Origin of the sequence: Marinitoga sp. 1154, from assembly GCF_013363285.1 — a bacterium.
Classification (GTDB): domain Bacteria; phylum Thermotogota; class Thermotogae; order Petrotogales; family Petrotogaceae; genus Marinitoga.
Genome location: NZ_LBFB01000005.1, coordinates 1 through 18,010, shown reverse-complemented (window position 1 = coordinate 18,010; position 18,010 = coordinate 1). Strand labels below are relative to the sequence as shown.

Genomic DNA, 18,010 nt, shown 5'->3' with positions numbered 1-18,010 from the left:
TAAATTTTAATGAGTGATATTTTAAATAAATCTTTTGAACAGGAATTGAAAGAGTCATATCTTTTATATTCATTAAGCGTTATAACAAGCAGAGCAATACCAGATGTTAGAGATGGATTAAAACCAGTGCAAAGAAGAATTCTATATTCAATGGATGAATTGAATTTACGACATACAGCATCATATAAAAAATGTGCGCGTATTGTAGGGGAAGTAATGGGTAAATATCATCCTCATGGAGATGCTGCAATATATGATGCACTTGTAAGAATGGCACAACCATTTAGTTTAAGATATCCACTGGTAATAGGACAGGGGAATTTTGGATCTATTGATAGGGATCCGCCTGCTGCTATGAGATATACTGAAGCAAAAATGCATGAATTAGCAGAGTATATGTTAATGGATATTGATAAAAATACGGTAGATATGATGGATAACTTTGATGGTTCATTAAAAGAGCCTTTAGTTTTACCAACAAGGCTACCGAATTTGTTAATGAATGGAGTAAATGGTATTGCTGTTGGTATGGCTACTAATATTCCATCTCATAATTTAAATGAACTAATTGATGGAATAAATCAATTGATAGATAATCCTGAATCAACCATAGATGATTTGATGAAATATATCAAAGGACCGGATTTACCAACTGGAGGAATTATTGTTGATGGAAATAAAATAAAAGGAATTTACGAAACCGGTAGAGGTTCTTTTCACATAAGAGCAAAATATGAATTGGAAGAAAATAAAAATGGTATGAGTATAGTTATCAAAGAAATACCTTATGGTGTTCCAAAATCGGATTTAATTACTCAGATAGCAAATTATGTTACAAAACAGAAAGAAAATAAAAAAGATGTAGGAATAAAAAATATCCGTGATGAATCAGACAAAGAGGGAATCCGTGTTGTAATTGAGCTGAAAAAAAATGTAAATCCTCAAAAAATAATAAATCAGTTATTAAAGCATACATCATTACAGATTTCTTTTGCGGTTCAGATGACTGTAATTGATAAAAGAAAACCGAAAGTAATGAATTTAAAAGAAATTTTAGAAGCTTTTATAGAACACAGAATAGATGTTGTGACAAAAAGAACACAATTTGAGCTTGATAAGGCAAGAAAAAGATCTCATATTGTAGAAGGATTAATGAAAGCTTCTGAAGGTATAGAATCGGTTATAGAAATCATTAGACAGTCTGACGGTAGAGAAGATGCTATAAATAGTTTGATGGAAATAATAAATGTTACAAAAGAGCAGGCGAATGCGATTGTTGATATGAGATTAATAAGCCTTTCTAAATTGGAAGGGAAGAAACTGGAAAAAGAATATTCAGAATTAACAAAAAAAATAAAAGAAGCTATGGAAATTTTAAACAATAAAGAAAGAATGTTAGAAGTAATAAAAAAAGAATTAGAAGAAGTAAAAATGAAATTTGGTGATGAAAGAAGAACTAAAATAACAAATCAAGGATCTAAAGTAGAAGAAATGGATAATGTTGAAGAAGAAGATCTTGTAATAGTATTGACTCAATGGGGATATATAAAAGCAATGAAAAGTGATGAATATAAGGTTCAAAATAGAGGTGGAAAAGGATCAAAAGCTATAAAAAAATCTGATAATGATTTTATTATCCAGGTTTTACAAACAAATAGTTTATCAAGACTCTTATTTATAACTTCAAAGGGAAAAGCTTTTGAGCTTCATGCGTATAATATAGAAAAGAGTAAAAAAGAAACTAAGGGAAAACACATAAGTTCATATTTATATTTAGATAATGATGAAAAAATAAAAACAATAATCCCAATTGAAAATGAAAAAGATATTGAGAATAAATATATTATGTTATTTACCAAAAATGGGGTAGTAAAAAGAACATCATTAAAAGAATTTTCTAATATCAGGAAAAATGGATTAAAAGCGATAACAATTAGAGAAGATGATATGGTAATAGATGCTCTTATCGTGGAAGATAAGGATGAAGTATTGGTGATAAGTAAAAAAGGAATGAGTTTAAGATTTAAAGTATCAGATGTTAGACCTATGGGAAGAGCCGCCTCAGGAGTAAAATCAATAAAACTCAGAGAAAATGATAATGTAGTAAATGCTGTAAAAGTAGATGAAAACAAAAGCATGTTACTGATTACAGAATATGGATTTGCCAAACGTGTGAATTTTGAAGATTTTAGATTGCAAAATAGAGGTGGAATAGGGTTAAAATGCGTTAAAAGTACGTCGCGTATAGGAAATATAGTAAAAGCTTTAACTGTCACAGGAGAAAGTCATATAATAGTATTTACCAGATTAGGGAAAGCAATAAGAGAAGAAGTTTCTACAATATCAACATTGAGTAGGTACGCAATAGGAGTTAGAGCAATTAGATTGGATAAAGAAGATATGGTTGCAGATGCTGCTGTGGTGATAGAGGATGAGTGAAGAATTAAATCATATAGCAGATATGATGTTTGAAATATCAGGAAAAAACACAAAAGAAATTTTAGAGGATTTTTTTGATTCATTGAATAAGATTTTTAAACCGTTAGTTGGTGGTTTGGAAAGTGAGTATAATTGTTACATTAATCAAAAAGATATAGATGATATAATATTTGATATAGGGAATTATTCTTTAAATAAAATAAAAGAAAATCAATTTCCTTCAAAAGTAGACGTAGAAAAAGATCAGATAAAGGTATATTATTCTAAAATAATTGAATTAAGAAATAATGTAGAAATAAAAGGGGTAGTATACCCCAAAGTTTTGAATAAGGAGAAATTAAGAGTAATATTTGATGTATAAGGAGAAATAAAAATTTTATGAAGGAAATTACAGAAAAACAAAAAAAAATCTTAGAATATATAGAATTTTATATCAAATTAAGGGGATATCCTCCATCTATGAGAGAAATAAAAGAATATTTTGAGTTGAAAAGCGTTTCAACGGTTTATTCTCATTTAAAATCTCTTGAAAAAAAAGGAGTTATAGAATTATCCGGAAAATCTCGAGGTATAAAAATTACACGTAAAGGGAATTCTGGTATTATAGAAATTAATGGTGAATACAAAAAAGGAAAAATTGAGTTATATAGTAAACCTAGATATATAGAATGTATTTCTGAAATTAAATTGGTTAGTTCAGCAAAAATATTAAACCTTATTTCAAAGGACGATTCAGGAGAAGACATCATTTTAATATTTAATGAAAAATTAAAAATTATAGGAAAAATATTGATAAAAGAGGTGATTGAAGATGAAAATAGTAATAGGTTCTGATCATGCAGCTTATAAAATGAAAGAACATATAAAAGAATATTTAAAGAATAAAGGAATTGAAGTTATAGATGAAGGTCCATATTCAGAAGATAGAGTGGATTATCCAATATATGCAAAAAAAGTGTGTGAAAAAGTTGTTAGCAAAGAAGCAGATTATGGAATTTTAATGTGTGGAACAGGGCTTGGTATGTCTATTGCAGCAAATAAAGTTAAAGGAATAAGGGCTACTTTGGCTTATTATCCAAAAATGGCAGAACTTGCAAGACAACATAATAATGCTAATGTGTTGGTATTGGGCGGTAGAACAATGGGGTTTGAACTTGCAGAATGGACTGTAGATACATTTTTAGAAACGTCTTTTGAGGGAGGGAGACACGAAAAGAGAATTAATCTCATTTCCGAAATGGAGGAAAATTTATGAAAATAGTTTATGATCCAAGACATGTTTTTTATTCTCCTAAAAGTGAATTTGATGGATTTAAATTAATTGAAAACATGGATAAGCCCGGGAGAATAGAATCAATAAAAGAAGTATTACAATTAAAATATGGTGATATTGTTATAGGGGCAAAAGATTTTCCGCGATCGTATTTATATTTTGTTCATTCATCTGATTATATAAATTGGTTGAAAGAAAAACAATATACTTTAGAAAACAATCAGGAATATTTTCCCAGAATGTTTGGATATGACTTTTGTATAGATACAAAAACACCTGTTAGCAAAAACACATTTGAAATGGCATGGATAAGTGCAAAATGTAGTTTAACAGGTGCAACCTTAATGCTTGAGGGGGAAGAATTGGTATATTCTTGTTCCAGACCCCCGGGGCATAATGCCGGGCTATCATATTGTGGAGGGGGATCATACTTTAACAATGCAGCTCTTGCAACGCGATATCTCCAAAAAAACGGCGATATATATATAGCAATCCTTGATCTGGATTTTTATGCAGGTAATGGTACGCAGGAAATTTTTTATGAGGATAATACTGTTTTGACTATTAGTATTCATGGAAATCCATCAACACATTATCCTTATGTTTCAGGTTTTGAATGGGAAATTGGTGAAAAAGATGGAAAGGGTTATAACATTAATTTCCCTTTAAAAGATAATATAAATGGAAGAGTATATTTACGTGTTTTAGAAAAAGCACTTTTAGAAATAGAAGATTTTGATCCGGACTTTATTATAATCCCTTTTGGTAGCAATACGCATGAAAAAGATATTTCAACATCATTTAAATTAAAGGATGAAGATTACAAAGAAATAGGAGAAATGTTATCATATTTAAATATACCAAAGCTAATCATTCAAGAAGGAGGTTTTAATTCTCAAATAAATGAAAAAGTTATAAGTAATTTGTTTGATGGATTGAATATTTGAGGTGACCAAATTGAAAAAAACTTTTTTTGAAATAGATGATGTACGAAATGTTGAAATTATAATTGATTATAATCATTTTAAAAAATATATCAATGACAAAAAATATAATAATTATATAATTTTTGACAAGAAAATAGAGTTAATAAATAAATTAAATATTAATAATGCAATATCATTGATTGGAAATGAAAGTTTAAAAAGTTTAGATAAATATTTGACCTTAATATTAAAGCTTTCAGAATATGAAATAAATTCTGTGAATATTTTTGGTGGGTATAGTGTTTTAGAATTTTCTGGATATATTCTTGAAAATTTAGGTATTAAAAAGTATAATTTTTTTCCGACTACAATAAGTTCTGCTATAATGCTTCCAATTAAGGGAGAATTTTTTTTAAATTTCAATTGGAAAAAAGATTATTTAATTCAAAAGGGATATCCGAATAAAATAATTATAGATACTATATTATTTGAAACACTCTCCAATCAGGAAGTAAAAAATATGTTTGTTATACCATACATAATAGGAAAAATACTAAATTCAAAAATTTCAAAACTCGCATTGAATTATTCGAAAATGAATTTTTCAGATATAGATTTACAAGATTTTATTTTTTATTCTTTAAAACAATGGATATATTACATAAAAAATGAACATAAATTTTTTCCGGGCGAAACAATAATAAAGTTATTTTATAATAAAAAATCCGGGTTTAACAAAAATTATACTCAAATTTTCGCAATAAGTTTTATAATCGAACTATATATATCATGGTATTATGGCTTTTTAGATTTTGAAACGTTTGAAAAAATTGAAAAAGAAATTATAAATAATTTTAATGTTCCATATAAATTGATTGAGCACATAGATTTTAAGGAATTTTATTGTAATAACAATTTTGCTCTTTTTACATCATCTGGAAAGATTATAGAATATATGATTCCATATGATGAATTAAAAAATATTTTAAAAGAAGTAAGGGAATATTTTAGAGGTGGATATTTGTGATGAGAAGACAACAAAAAAATTGGACTTTGATTGTGATTACCATATTATTAATAATAATTCCAACAATATTGGCCATAACTACCTCATATACGTTATATTTAAAATATAAAATAAGAAATCTTGAAATCAAGATTAATGAATTAAAAAAAGTACCGGATACTAAAAAAACTGAAAATAATAAATTAAAAAGTAATTTAAATGAAGATTTAAATATTGTTGAAATAGAAAAATTTCTTAATATAAAACCAAAAGGTATAATAGAAAAAGAAAAAGTAGATATGTATTATTTAATAAAAAAAGCAAAAAGTAGTTTTCAAAATTCGGAAAATGGAGGAATTAAATTATTAAATGAAAAAGAAGCATTTTTTCAAAGTATTGATTCTTTAGAACATGAAAAAAAATATTTTTTAACAAAAGTAGCAACAAATTTATATTCTTTTTATTCAGAATCATTTAATTTTGGAATACAAAAGGTCTATACAGTTCAACTGAGACTGTACTTAACAGAAGAGGATGCGTTTTTTACGGCTTTGACTTTACGTAATGCAGGGTTGCCGGTGTTTGTATATAGAGGAAGATTTAAAAATAGTGGTAAAAATTATTTTGCTATTTGTTCTGGATTGTTTTCAGAAATTGAAAATGCAAAGAAATATTTGAAAAGAATAGATGAAAAGAAAATATTACAACTTACAGGACTAAGTGTTAAAGATAGATTTTTAAAAAGTTTTGAATTAGTTGGGGAAAATGAAAATGAGAATGAGAATGAATAAAGTAATTATAGTTATAATTATTTTTTTAATAGCATTATTAATATATTTGTTTAATAATGAGGAAAGTAGAGATATACAGTATAGTAAATATGAAAAAATTGATTTATCGAATTTCACAATAGATGAAATTGTTAAAATTCCTGGAATTGGGATAAAAAAAGCAACTGAAATAAAAAAATATGAAGAGGAATATGGCTTTAATTCTATTGAAGATTTGAAAAAAGTTCCTGGAATTGGGGAGAAAACATATCAAAAAATAAAGAAATATTTTTATATATCTCAAAGTATATATATATTAAGAACAGTTGAGAAAATAAATTTAAATACAGCTTCATATGAAGAATTAATAAAATTACCTGGAATTGGAGAAAAGAGTGCTAAAAAAATAATAAATTATAGAAAAATAAAAAGAATTGAAAATCTGGAAGAATTAAGAAAAATAGGAATTAACAGTTCTCAAATAAAACAAATAAAGGGAGTTGTTGAATTTTGAAAATATTTTTACATGTTTGTTGTGCTCCAGATTTAGTATTAGCTCATAAAAAATTAAAGAAAAACAATATAGAATATACAACTTTTTTTTATAATCCAAATATATACCCATTTGAAGAATATGAAAGAAGATATGAGGCCTTTTTAAAATTGAAAGGAATGTGGAATTTCGACGAAAAGTCAATAGATTATAACCATAAAGAATTTTTAGATTCTATGGAAAATGTTGATGTGAAAAACGAACAAAAAAGATGTTATAAGTGTATGTATATGAGAATGGAGAAAACAGTTATTGAAGCTAAAAAAAATGGATATGAAATATTCTCAACTACCTTATTATCCAGTCCAAGAAAAAATCATGAAGATATAAAAAATATTGCTAAAGAGTTAGAAAAAAGATACAACATAAAGTTTTATTATAACAATTTTAGATCAAATAATGCAATTTCAGAAGGAGCAAAATTTTGTAAAATAAATAATATATATAGGCAACAATATTGTGGATGTGAATATTCCTTAATAGAAGCAGAAAATATCAGAAAAAAATCCTTAGAAAAAAGAAAAAAACTATTATTCAAAATGCTTGATTTTGATTTTACAGAATTAATGAATAAAGATTTGCTGAAAATTCCAGAAGATTTATATCCTGGATATCTTTATGAATATGGAATAGAAGTATTAAAATATTTAAAACCAAAGATTATAATAATGCGAAGAGAAATAGCGAAAGATTTTAATATAAAAAACGGAAGAAACAAAATAGGAAACTGGAAATCAAAAATTATAATTGTTTAGGGGGATATTATGAAAAATTTAGAAAGTATTGAATTAAAAATAATGAGCAGAACAAAATATATAAAAATTCTTAGAGAAGCAATGAAATACTTTTTAAAGTTAAATGATTATAACGAAGAAGAGCAAATATTCTTTATGGAACTTGCTTTAAATGAAGCTGTGGCAAATGTAATAGAACATACTTACAAGTTTGACGAGAATAGGAAAATTTTTATAAAATTTGAAATTGTAAATGATATTTTTAGTGTTTATATCCGCGATTTTGGTGAGAAAATCGACAAATCCAGCGTAAAATCCAGAGATCTTGAAGATATAAAGGATCACGGTCTGGGAGTTCATATAATAACTCAGGTTTTTGATGAAATGATGTGGAAAGATATAAATGAAGAAGGTAATTTATTGATACTAAAAAAGAATTTGGGGGACTAAAGAATGGCTATAACCAAAATAAAGGTGTCTGAAGATAAACTTAGAGCATACATGACTTTAATATATGATGGAAGAATTCCTACTGATGGTGAGTTATTAAAGATTCTTCATTCAGCAGGAGTAAAACACGGTATTAAATATGATATTTTAAGAAGTTTGGCTTTAAATCCCACGTATAATGAATCTATAGTCGTAGCGGAAGCAACAATGCCAGAAAGAGGAGAATCAGGTTATGTTGAATTGTATAAATTAGAAAAAGAAAAGAAGGAAATAAAAAATAATGAAAAGATAGATTTCAGAGAATTTGCTAAAAATATTGTAACGGTACGAATAGGCGAAAAGATAGGATTTATACATCCGCCAAAATTAGGAAAGCCTGGGAAAGATGTCTATGGACAAAAAATTCCAGGTCTTCCGGGAAATCCTGCAAAGGTTGTGTTAGGAAAAAATGTTGAAAAGGATGAAGAAGGCAATATTATAGCTACATCGTCAGGAGAATTGAAAATAAATAAGGATATAGATGGTACTGTACGTATTGAAATAGAAGAAGTATATGAAATTAGAGGAGATGTTGATTTTAATACAGGAAATATACAATTTCCAGGTAAAGTGATAATAACAGGTTCTGTAAGACCTGATTTTATTGTTGAAGCAGATGGTGATATTGAAATATATGGAGAAGTGGAACTAGCTAAAGTATTTTCTAAAGAAATGGTAAAAGTTAATGGTATAAAAGGTGGAAATAAAGGATATATAAAGGCTAAAAATATAATTGCAAAATTTGCAGAAAATGCTATTTTAGAAGCAGAAGAAAAGATTCAAATAGATAAGGCAATGATTAATTGTAAAGTTCTTTCTGCAAAAGAGGTAATATTGGATGGATATAATAGCAGAATTGTGGGAGGGCATATAAAAGCATTAAAAAAGGTAGAAGCATATTATCTTGGAAGTCCAATGGGTGTTTCTACAGAAATAGATGTAGGTGTAGATCCAAAATTATTTGAAGAATATACAAATCTAATTGAAATTACAAAACGAGATACTACAGAGTTAAAAGCTATAACCCCTCAAATCAACTCGTTATTAAAAAAAATAAAGCAGATGAAAATAAAAAATGAAACTGTATTATACTTAAAAAAATTAATAGATAGAGCGACAACTATAAAAAGTAGAGTTGAAGAAAATAGAAAAAAAATAGTTAAATTAAAAAAATTAATTGAAGAGTCAAAAAGTTCGGGAGTAGTTATTGCAAGAAAGATGCTATATTCTGGAGTTTCTATAAGAGTTAATAATAAATTATTAAGTCCTGAAAAAGGATTAAGTAGTGTTCGTGTTATGAATATAAATGATGAAATAAAAATTCATGCATATGTTCAGGGGGAATAAAAACGTTATGAAAAAATTTAAAATATTAATAATTGTTATAATGATATCTATTACAACGATATTCAGCGAGGATATAGGAAAATTTTATATAAAAACCTTTGATTCTGATAAAATGATTAATTATAACAAAATAAATATAAAAATATTTGGGTATTTAAAAAAATATTTAGAAACAGGATACAGCGGATATTTGAAATCTGCCAATGAATTAAGGGTTACTTATAATACTGAGTTAGCTATAGTGGAAAAAAAAGTTTTTGATACGATGTCTTCTATAAATCATCAAACTACAATTGAGCCAATAAAAAGGTTTGAGGAATTAAAAATAAGATATCCTGAATCATTGCTAATAAAAAGCTTACTTTTAGAATTTGAATATAGCCAGTGGTTAATTACAGGGGATCCCAAGTTGGCTAAAATAATATTAAACAAAATTAAAGATATTGAAAATATAATGGGGGAAGCCCCATTTACCGTTTATTATAAAGCGAATTTTTTATATAAGTCCAATATATATGGAGATAAAAAAGAAGCTTATAATATTATAAAAAAAGGTGTTCTGGAGTTCCCGGATAATAAAAAAATAGTTGAAACATTTTTGATAATATCAAGTCAATTAAAAAAGGAAAAAGAGGATAAAGAAATTTTTGAAAAAATAGCTAGAATTTATTTAAAAGAACCTGAAAACAAAGAAAATATATTATTATTAATTGCAAAATATTTTTTTGAAATTGGTAATAAAGATTTTGCAAAAGAAATATTAACTGAAAGAATTCTTAGTAATTCAAGAAATGCGGGAATATTATTTTTAACATATGAATTATTAGGGGATTATGCAGATACAAATATTCAGAAAATGAACTATTATCAAAAAGCATTAAAATATAAATCCGAAAGTTCAAGGGTAATGTCAAAATGGGCGTTATCAATGTTAAAAGTTGATCGAGAAAAATATAAAACATTGGCAAGAATTGCCTTAAACAAGGCCGTGACATTAGATGCTAATATTTCAGAAGAAGCTAAGAAAGCACTTTCTGATTTACGAACAGAAGTAAAAATAGAAGTGTTTTTAAACTATGTTTTACCAATAATATTATTTATTATAATTTCAATAAGCATTTTAATTTATTATGAAAAAAGAAAAGAAAGAAAAGAAAAAGATTTTCTTTTAAAAGTTAGTAAAGAAGGTGAGGATAATGAATGAAAAAAAGGTTCTGGATAAAGGATTTATAAAATTAATAGATATACTTGGTGATGATAAAGCAGCGGTAAGAGCTGCAAGAGTTTCATATGGAAAAGAATTATCTGATAATAATAGAGATAAGAAATTAATTTTCTATTTAATGGAGCATAAGCATCATAGCCCATTTGAGCATCAGGTTTTTACATTTCATGTAAAAACACCTATTTTCATTGCAAGGCAGTGGATGAGACATAGAATAGGAAGTTATAATGAAATTTCACGTAGGTACACAACTAAATATTCAGAAGAATTTTATATTCCGGATCACATAAGAATACAGGATACTAGAAACAAACAAGGATCAATAAAAACAAATGATGCTAAATTATTTGATGAAGCAATAAATATAATAGAAGGTTTTTATAATAAAGCATATGAAAATTATAAAAAATTATTGAATATGGGTGTCTCCCGTGAAATGGCAAGAATGGTTTTGCCTGTTGGACAATATACACAATTTTATTGGACGGTAAACACACGAAGTTTAATGAATTTTTTAAATCTCAGAGCAGATTCTCATGCTCAATGGGAGATACAACAATATGCAATAGTATTGGCTAAAATATTTAAAGAGAAATTGCCATGGACATATGAAGCATTTTTAAAATTTGAATATAGGGGAGATTTGTTAAGATGACTTTAATAGAGTTAATGAATAAAATAAATGCAAGATTTATACATTCTCCAGAAGGCGCAAAGTATATAGAAATAGAATATGCCGGAGCATCAGATTTAATGAGTGATTTTTTAGCTTTTTCGAAACCAAATATGTTGATAATAACAGGTTTAGCAACTCCTCAAACATTAACAACAGCTTCAGTGGTTGATGCGAGTGCTGTTTTATTTGTTAGAGGCAAAGTAATACCGCAAAAATTTTTAAAAATAATTGAAGAATGTGAAATTCCTATTTTAACAACAGATTATTCTATGTATTATACATGTGCAAAATTATACAAATATGGGATAAAAGATGCAATGGAAACAGACAAGGTTGATGAAAATGAAAAATAAAAATAAAGAAAGTAAATTATTGGAAACAATTTTAGAAATGTTTTCAGATACGAAAATCGGAGAAATAATGACTTCACCAGTTATTGTTGTTACTCCAGAAACTTCTATTAAACAGGTAAAAGATATAATGAAAATAAAAAAAATTTCAGGATTGCCAGTTGTCAAAAAAGGGTTGAAAATAGAAGGTATTATAAGTATAGAAGATATAATTAATGTATTGGAAAAAGGCAATTTAAAAGATCCTGTGATAAAATGGATGACAGAAGAGGTTAAAGTGTTAAATGAAAAAGATACTCTGGCCGATTTTATACAAATATCAAGAAAATACAATTTTGGAAGATATCCGGTAATAAATGATGAAAAAAAGGTTATAGGTATAGTTACAAAATACGATATTATATCGTGGTTGTTTGAAAAACTCGGTACAATATACATTCATGATAACAGAAGAGAAAAAATATTAGACCAGGAATATATCTCTAAATTAACAGATGAAATATTAGATGACAAAAAAATATCGTTTAAATTTGAAATAAGCTATAATGATATACAAAAAATCGGTATAGGTGCAACAAAATTAAAAAGTTTTTTAAAAAATAAAAGTATAGATGAAAAACTAATTAGAAAGATTTCCATATCAACATATGAAGCGGAAGCGAATGTAGTGATACATTCAAATTCATATGGTGAAATATATTGTTGGATTTTTGAAGATAATATAAGATTATTGGTTAAAGATTACGGAAAAGGAATTGAGAATGTTGAATTAGCAATGCAAGAAGGATTTTCTACAGCTTCTGAGGACGTCAGATCTCAGGGTTTTGGTGCGGGAATGGGCCTTCCAAATATGAAAAGGTTTTCGGATAAAATGACAATAATTTCAGAAAAAGGAAAAGGAGTAATAATAGAAATGTTATTTTATAAAGATTAAAACAACGGGGTGAAAAAATGAAATTGTCAAAAATATTAAAAAATGGATATGTTGAAAAAGTATATATATTTAATGAAAATGTTGAAATAAAAAATGGATATATAGGTGATTTACTCAGTGAAATAATGCGTAACGCCCCTTCTTGTTCAATATGGTTAACCCATCAAACACATCCAAATATTGTAGCAGTAGCTTCTATTGTTGAAACAAACACAATAATAATACCAGAAAGATTTGAATACGAAGAAGAAACTATAGAAAAAGCAAAAGAGAATCAAATAAATCTATTAAAAAGCAAATATGATATATTTAAAACTGCAGGAATAATATATAATGAATTAAGAGAGGAATAAAATGGCAGAATTTTATGGAAATTTTCATATACATACTGTAATTTCTCCATGCGCAAATATAACAATGACACCCGATATTTTTCTGGAGTATTTAAATGGGATTAATTGGATTTCAATAACAGATCATAACACAGCACGGCATATAAGACTATATTCAGAAACTTTAAAAAGAACAGATATAAAAGTTATACCCGGAATAGAAGTTACAACCAGAGAAGAAGTGCATATTTTAGTTTATTTTGAAAATATAGAAGATGCAGAAGAATTTGGTGAAATTATAGAAAAACATTTAATAATAAAAGATTATGATCAGGAAAAATTAGGATACCAAATTTTGTGTGATGAAAAAGGTGAATTTAAAAAAATAATTGAAACTCCATATTTTGGAAGTGCTACAAATCTACCTATAGAAAAAATATACAAATTATCTAAAAAATATAACTCGTTATTTATTCCGGCACATATTTTCAGATATAATGGTTTGATAACAAATCTGGGCATTCCGCCGGAAACCATAAATATGGATGCTGTTGAAATAAAGTCAGAAGAAGAAATGAAAAGAGCTAAAAAAGTTGGATTTCGGAAATTTATTATTAATACAGATGCGCATATACCAGATCAACTAAAGCCATCGTGTAAAATAATTGCAAACAAAAGAAATTTCCATAATTTTAAAAAAGCTATATATGAAAGTAAGGTGATACCGATTTGGCAACATTGAGAACTATTAGTGATCATATACTGGATATATGTGAGAACGCGATTAAATCTGGAGGAGATAACGGATATTTAGTAATAATTGAAACAAAAGATATATTTAGATTTTGTATAGCGGACAATGGAAAAGGGATGAGTGAAGAAGAGATAAAAAAAGCACTTGATCCATTTTATACAACTAAAAAACAAAGAAAGAAAAAGTTTGGTCTTGGGTTGTCTTTTTTAAAATATTCAGCTGAGATAACAAGAGGATATTTTAAAATATATTCTAAAAAAAATAAAGGAACTACAGTTATAGCAGAATTTAATCTAAAGCACATAGATTGTCAACCAATTGGAAATATAACAGAAATGTTATTAAATCTTTTAAATAGAAGTAATGGATTTTCATGGGAAATAACAAGGTTTTTCTTAAAAAACGGATATAAAATAGAAACAAAGTATTTGAATGAAACCTTTGATATAACAAATCCAAGAGAATTATTGGTAATAAAAAAATATATAATGGAGTTAGAAAAACAAATTAAGGAGGTAGTTAAATGAAAAAAAAGTTGCTATTGTTTGTAGTTTTAAGCCTTTTTATCAATATTTTTTCATTAATGACAGTAGAAAAAGTTGTCTTTGAAAGTACAAATGGAAAAATATCATTTATTGAAAATGAATTAAAAAAAGTATTATCAGAATATGATATAACAGATAATTCATTAGTTGGTGATATAGATATAAAGCTGGCTATAGATAATATTCAAAAGAAATATCCGTATTTTTCATCTATTTCATACAATTATTTAGAAGATGAAAAAGAGCTAAAATTTATATTTAAATTGAATCCTGAAGTTGTAAACGTTAAATTTAAAGTATTAGGAGATAAATTGCTTGATTTATCTAAAATAGCTACAAAAGTATATACAGAAAAAAACAAACCTTTAAATATAAATGAATATAAAAAAGGATTAGAAGAAATAAAGAAATATTATAATGAAAATGGTTATATGTATATAGAAGTATTCAGCAATATAAAATTAAATGCAGATGGAATAACATTAGAGGCAACAAAAATAAATTCTAAAATGGAATCAGATAAAAATACTCTGGTTTATGTCATAAAAGAATATGATTTATGGGATATAGAATTAGATGGAGAAATAAAACAAATAGATAAAAAAGAATTAAAAAAGGTATTTGGATTTAATTTTAGAAAAGATTGGGAAGATAAATTTTTCTTATTCAGATCAGATGTAAAAGCAACATATCCTAAAATTGAAGATATTCAAAGAATATTTCAGTCATTACAACAGCTTCCGTATTTTTCTAAAGATACAAAAATATCTATAAAACCTATAAATATTGAGAAAACACCAGGTGGAGATTTAACAATAGTTTTATCAGGAAATTTAAGAAAAATACTTGAAAAACCATCTTTGATAAATAAAATAGATATTGATGGAAATGAGAGTATTCAAAAGTTTGAAATTTTAAATAAATTAAAGCAATCTAAAATTTCTGAAAATTCAACAATTACAAACATCGAGATATTACATAGCTTAAAAAGTTTAAAAGATTATTATAATACATTAGGATATCCATTTGTTGATATAAATGTAGAATATGAAACTAATAAATTAGTATATAAAATAATAGAATATAAAGTTGGAGAAATAACTATAAACGTTAATCCAGAGAAGAAAACAAAAGATTATTTGATAAAACCGGCGATAAAATTAACTTCAGGTAAAGTTATAAAAACAAAGGATATACAGGATACATATTATGCATTATCAGGAACAGGCTTTTTTGGAAAAGTTAATATATATCCTTATAATCAAATTGGAGATAAAGTGGATTTTAAAATAGACATTACCGAGAAAAACAAGCCAGGGAAATTTGTTGGAGGAGTAACATATACAATGCCAGAAAACGCACCATGGTATATGGGATTTCTTGGCCAGATAGAGCTTCAGTGGGCTAATCCGTTTGGATTTGGACAGACATTTAACATTTCGACCAATATTAATCCGTTATCCAATACGTATATTTTTAATGGAGGATATGGAATAAAGAATTTATATGGTTCTAAATTTTCATTTAAAACAGATTTAAAATATGGAATGTACGATGAAAATGTGGGGATACCTCAGGAAAATATAAGTGGAGAAGCAACAGTTTCAAATAAAATATCTTTTTCTGTATCTCCTAATTACAATATAGATGATTTTAATAATATAAATATGAATTTTAGTTATTCCGAAACAAAATTTAATTCGAAAACTATTTTACAAAAAAAGCAAATAAGTGGCGGAATCGGATATACATATTCGCGACTTGATTATCCGTTCAGACCTTATAATGGGCTATATAACAATGTTCAGATATTTGGCGGATTGAACACATTAAATACTAATGAATATTATTATGGTGGATATATGGAAAATAAAATTTTCAAAACATATTATAAATTTACTTTTGCAAATAGGTTTAAATTAGGTTATGTGAAAGATGATTTTGATTTATATGATTATTATTTGGGTGGAATGTATACTATTAGGGGATATGATTTTTCAACCAGAACAGGAAATATGATGGCATTAAATAATACAGAAATTCAGTATCAATTAAACAGAGAGAACGTCCCCGTTGATTTATATTTATTTTTTGATATAGGAAATGCAAATAATGTGGATTTAACAAAAGAATATTTATGGTCATATGGAATAGGTGTGAAATTAACATTACCAATGATTGGTCCAATTCGATTTGAAGGGGCATTTGATACAAATAATAAATTTAAATGGACATTTGGTTTTGGTCCTGTATTCTGATAAAAGGGCAATTATGCCCTTTTTTTTATACAATAATAGATTATAGTATTTATTAATATAGTATATATTGATGAAAAAACTTAAAAATTTTGAAAAAATTTGATATACTATACATTGAATAAAAATCAAAAGGAGTGAAAAACGTGGCTAAAGATAAAGAAAAAAAATCTGGAAGATTAAAAAGACTGATTTCCTTATTTTTTTGGTCAATATTTATAACTTTAATAATAATTTCTCTCGTTTACATTAATTTTGAATTTAATAGATTAAAAATACTAAATCTTAGTATAGATAAAGATTGGAAAAGTTTTGTGGCATATATGCTACAAAAAGTTCCTGTTCTCAAAGATAAAGTAAAATATGAGTATTTAGATGTAGGAAATGCATACATTATACAAGAAAAATTAATTGATGAAAGATTAAAAGAGTTGGATTTGAAAAGTGAACAAATAAAAAATCAATTGGAAGAATTGAAAAAACTTTCAATTCAAATTCAAAATGATTCAAATAAATTGGAAGAAGCAAAAAAAGTATTTGAAAATGAAAAAAAATTATTTGAAGAAGAAAAAAAGGTTTTTGAAGATTATAAATATAGAATTAATAAACTTGCAGAATGGTTTGCCTCCTCGACTCCTGCAAATATAGCAGTAGCTTTATCAAGGGATGAAGTGAGTATTGATTTAATTGTAAATGCTTTACTTATATTACCTTCTGATACAGCAGCGGAAATAATACAGGCTTTAGCCCAAATTAATCCAACAAAAGCTGCAAATGTTATTTCAAAAATAGGGGAGGTGAAAAACAAATAGGAGGGAAAAAATGACAACGAATTTATTAATATCAAATGTTTTAAATAACAAAGTTAGTGTCAAACAAAATAAAAAGATAGAAAAAATCACGAATTCAAAAAAATTTAATATTAATGAATATATAGTTAATAATAAAAACAATACATTAGAAAAAAATAATAATATACTTATAAAGAAACTTTCAATTAGTATAAAAAAAATATACTTACCAAAAAAATCTTCTAATAAAATAAAAAAAATCCCATTAGGGAAAAACTTAAAACCTGTACGAAAAAACTTCAAATTTAAATCCTTCAGTGTGAATCTTATGAAAAAAAATAATAATGTTAAAAATTTTAATAATGATAAATTAAAAATTTCCAGAAAAATTTTTCTGGAAAGTGTTGTTTTTTCAAAAAATACCAAAGAAATAAATAAAGTAAATAAAATAATAAAAGAATTAATAGGAAAAGAAAAGGAATTACCAGAAGGGATAAAAAAAGAAGTAAAAGAATTAAAAGAAATGATAGAAGCGGGAAAAAATGAAAAAAGCGAAAAAACAGATTTTAAATTAATAGAAGAAATAAAAGTGGAAAATAAAATAGAAAATA

At 26.2% G+C, this 18,010-nt stretch carries 20 protein-coding genes and 1 pseudogene; all 21 read left to right on the top strand.

Features of this window, described 5'->3' with window-relative positions:
• Positions 1–9: 9 nt before the first annotated feature.
• Complete coding sequence (gene gyrA, locus XO12_RS03510) at positions 10–2,439, top strand: DNA gyrase subunit A (protein ID WP_047266926.1); 2,430 nt, start codon at positions 10–12, stop codon at positions 2,437–2,439.
• Positions 2,432–2,800: a hypothetical protein gene (locus tag XO12_RS03505; RefSeq protein WP_175419678.1), complete on the top strand. Its 369-nt coding sequence runs from the start codon at positions 2,432–2,434 to the stop codon at positions 2,798–2,800. Before gyrA ends, XO12_RS03505 begins: the two co-directional genes overlap by 8 nt.
• Before the next feature lie 17 nt (positions 2,801–2,817).
• Positions 2,818–3,273 (top strand): HTH domain-containing protein, encoded by a 456-nt coding sequence (locus tag XO12_RS03500; RefSeq protein ID WP_052913315.1) that lies wholly within the window; start codon positions 2,818–2,820, stop codon positions 3,271–3,273.
• On the top strand, positions 3,251–3,694 hold the full coding sequence (gene rpiB / locus XO12_RS03495) for a ribose 5-phosphate isomerase B (protein WP_047266928.1): 444 nt from the start codon (positions 3,251–3,253) through the stop codon (positions 3,692–3,694). Before XO12_RS03500 ends, rpiB begins: the two co-directional genes overlap by 23 nt.
• Positions 3,691–4,659 (top strand): histone deacetylase family protein, encoded by a 969-nt coding sequence (locus tag XO12_RS03490; RefSeq protein ID WP_047266929.1) that lies wholly within the window; start codon positions 3,691–3,693, stop codon positions 4,657–4,659. The genes rpiB and XO12_RS03490 overlap by 4 nt, the downstream gene beginning before the upstream one ends.
• A 10-nt stretch (positions 4,660–4,669) precedes the next feature.
• A complete protein-coding gene (locus tag XO12_RS03485; RefSeq protein ID WP_047266930.1) occupies positions 4,670–5,665 on the top strand; it encodes a hypothetical protein in 996 nt (331 codons plus the stop codon).
• Entirely contained in the window at positions 5,665–6,435 is a 771-nt protein-coding gene (locus XO12_RS03480) for a hypothetical protein (protein WP_175419677.1), read from the top strand. Before XO12_RS03485 ends, XO12_RS03480 begins: the two co-directional genes overlap by 1 nt.
• The gene (locus tag XO12_RS03475) at positions 6,416–6,928 is read left to right on the top strand and encodes a ComEA family DNA-binding protein (protein ID WP_175419676.1); all 513 of its coding nucleotides are present in this window, start codon (positions 6,416–6,418) and stop codon (positions 6,926–6,928) included. The genes XO12_RS03480 and XO12_RS03475 overlap by 20 nt, the downstream gene beginning before the upstream one ends.
• The gene (locus tag XO12_RS03470) at positions 6,925–7,722 is read left to right on the top strand and encodes an epoxyqueuosine reductase QueH (RefSeq protein WP_175419675.1); all 798 of its coding nucleotides are present in this window, start codon (positions 6,925–6,927) and stop codon (positions 7,720–7,722) included. Before XO12_RS03475 ends, XO12_RS03470 begins: the two co-directional genes overlap by 4 nt.
• A 9-nt stretch (positions 7,723–7,731) precedes the next feature.
• The gene (locus tag XO12_RS03465) at positions 7,732–8,151 is read left to right on the top strand and encodes an ATP-binding protein (protein ID WP_047266932.1); all 420 of its coding nucleotides are present in this window, start codon (positions 7,732–7,734) and stop codon (positions 8,149–8,151) included.
• A 3-nt stretch (positions 8,152–8,154) separates the two neighbouring features.
• A complete protein-coding gene (locus tag XO12_RS03460) occupies positions 8,155–9,537 on the top strand; it encodes a DUF342 domain-containing protein (protein WP_175419674.1) in 1,383 nt (460 codons plus the stop codon).
• 7 nt (positions 9,538–9,544) lie between these two features.
• Positions 9,545–10,741, top strand: a complete 1,197-nt coding sequence (locus tag XO12_RS03455) for a hypothetical protein (protein WP_047266933.1) — start codon at positions 9,545–9,547, stop codon at positions 10,739–10,741.
• Entirely contained in the window at positions 10,734–11,417 is a 684-nt protein-coding gene (gene thyX / locus XO12_RS03450) for an FAD-dependent thymidylate synthase (RefSeq protein ID WP_047266934.1), read from the top strand. The genes XO12_RS03455 and thyX overlap by 8 nt, the downstream gene beginning before the upstream one ends.
• Positions 11,414–11,791 carry a DRTGG domain-containing protein gene (locus tag XO12_RS03445; protein ID WP_047266935.1) on the top strand — a complete coding sequence of 126 codons (378 nt, stop codon included), beginning with the start codon at positions 11,414–11,416 and terminating at the stop codon, positions 11,789–11,791. The genes thyX and XO12_RS03445 overlap by 4 nt, the downstream gene beginning before the upstream one ends.
• Positions 11,781–12,722, top strand: a complete 942-nt coding sequence (locus XO12_RS03440; protein ID WP_047266936.1) for a CBS domain-containing protein — start codon at positions 11,781–11,783, stop codon at positions 12,720–12,722. Before XO12_RS03445 ends, XO12_RS03440 begins: the two co-directional genes overlap by 11 nt.
• A gap of 17 nt (positions 12,723–12,739) precedes the next feature.
• Positions 12,740–13,075: an iron-sulfur binding hydrogenase gene (locus XO12_RS03435; RefSeq protein WP_047266937.1), complete on the top strand. Its 336-nt coding sequence runs from the start codon at positions 12,740–12,742 to the stop codon at positions 13,073–13,075.
• A 1-nt stretch (position 13,076) separates the two neighbouring features.
• The gene (locus XO12_RS03430; protein ID WP_047266938.1) at positions 13,077–13,796 is read left to right on the top strand and encodes a PHP domain-containing protein; all 720 of its coding nucleotides are present in this window, start codon (positions 13,077–13,079) and stop codon (positions 13,794–13,796) included.
• The gene (locus XO12_RS03425) at positions 13,784–14,335 is read left to right on the top strand and encodes an ATP-binding protein (protein WP_052913319.1); all 552 of its coding nucleotides are present in this window, start codon (positions 13,784–13,786) and stop codon (positions 14,333–14,335) included. The genes XO12_RS03430 and XO12_RS03425 overlap by 13 nt, the downstream gene beginning before the upstream one ends.
• The gene (locus XO12_RS03420) at positions 14,332–16,611 is read left to right on the top strand and encodes an outer membrane protein assembly factor (RefSeq protein ID WP_047266939.1); all 2,280 of its coding nucleotides are present in this window, start codon (positions 14,332–14,334) and stop codon (positions 16,609–16,611) included. Before XO12_RS03425 ends, XO12_RS03420 begins: the two co-directional genes overlap by 4 nt.
• 143 nt (positions 16,612–16,754) lie before the next feature.
• Positions 16,755–17,420, top strand: a complete 666-nt coding sequence (locus XO12_RS03415; protein ID WP_047266940.1) for a hypothetical protein — start codon at positions 16,755–16,757, stop codon at positions 17,418–17,420.
• A 10-nt stretch (positions 17,421–17,430) separates the two neighbouring features.
• A pseudogene (locus tag XO12_RS03410) lies at positions 17,431–18,010 on the top strand (hypothetical protein); the annotation flags it as partial.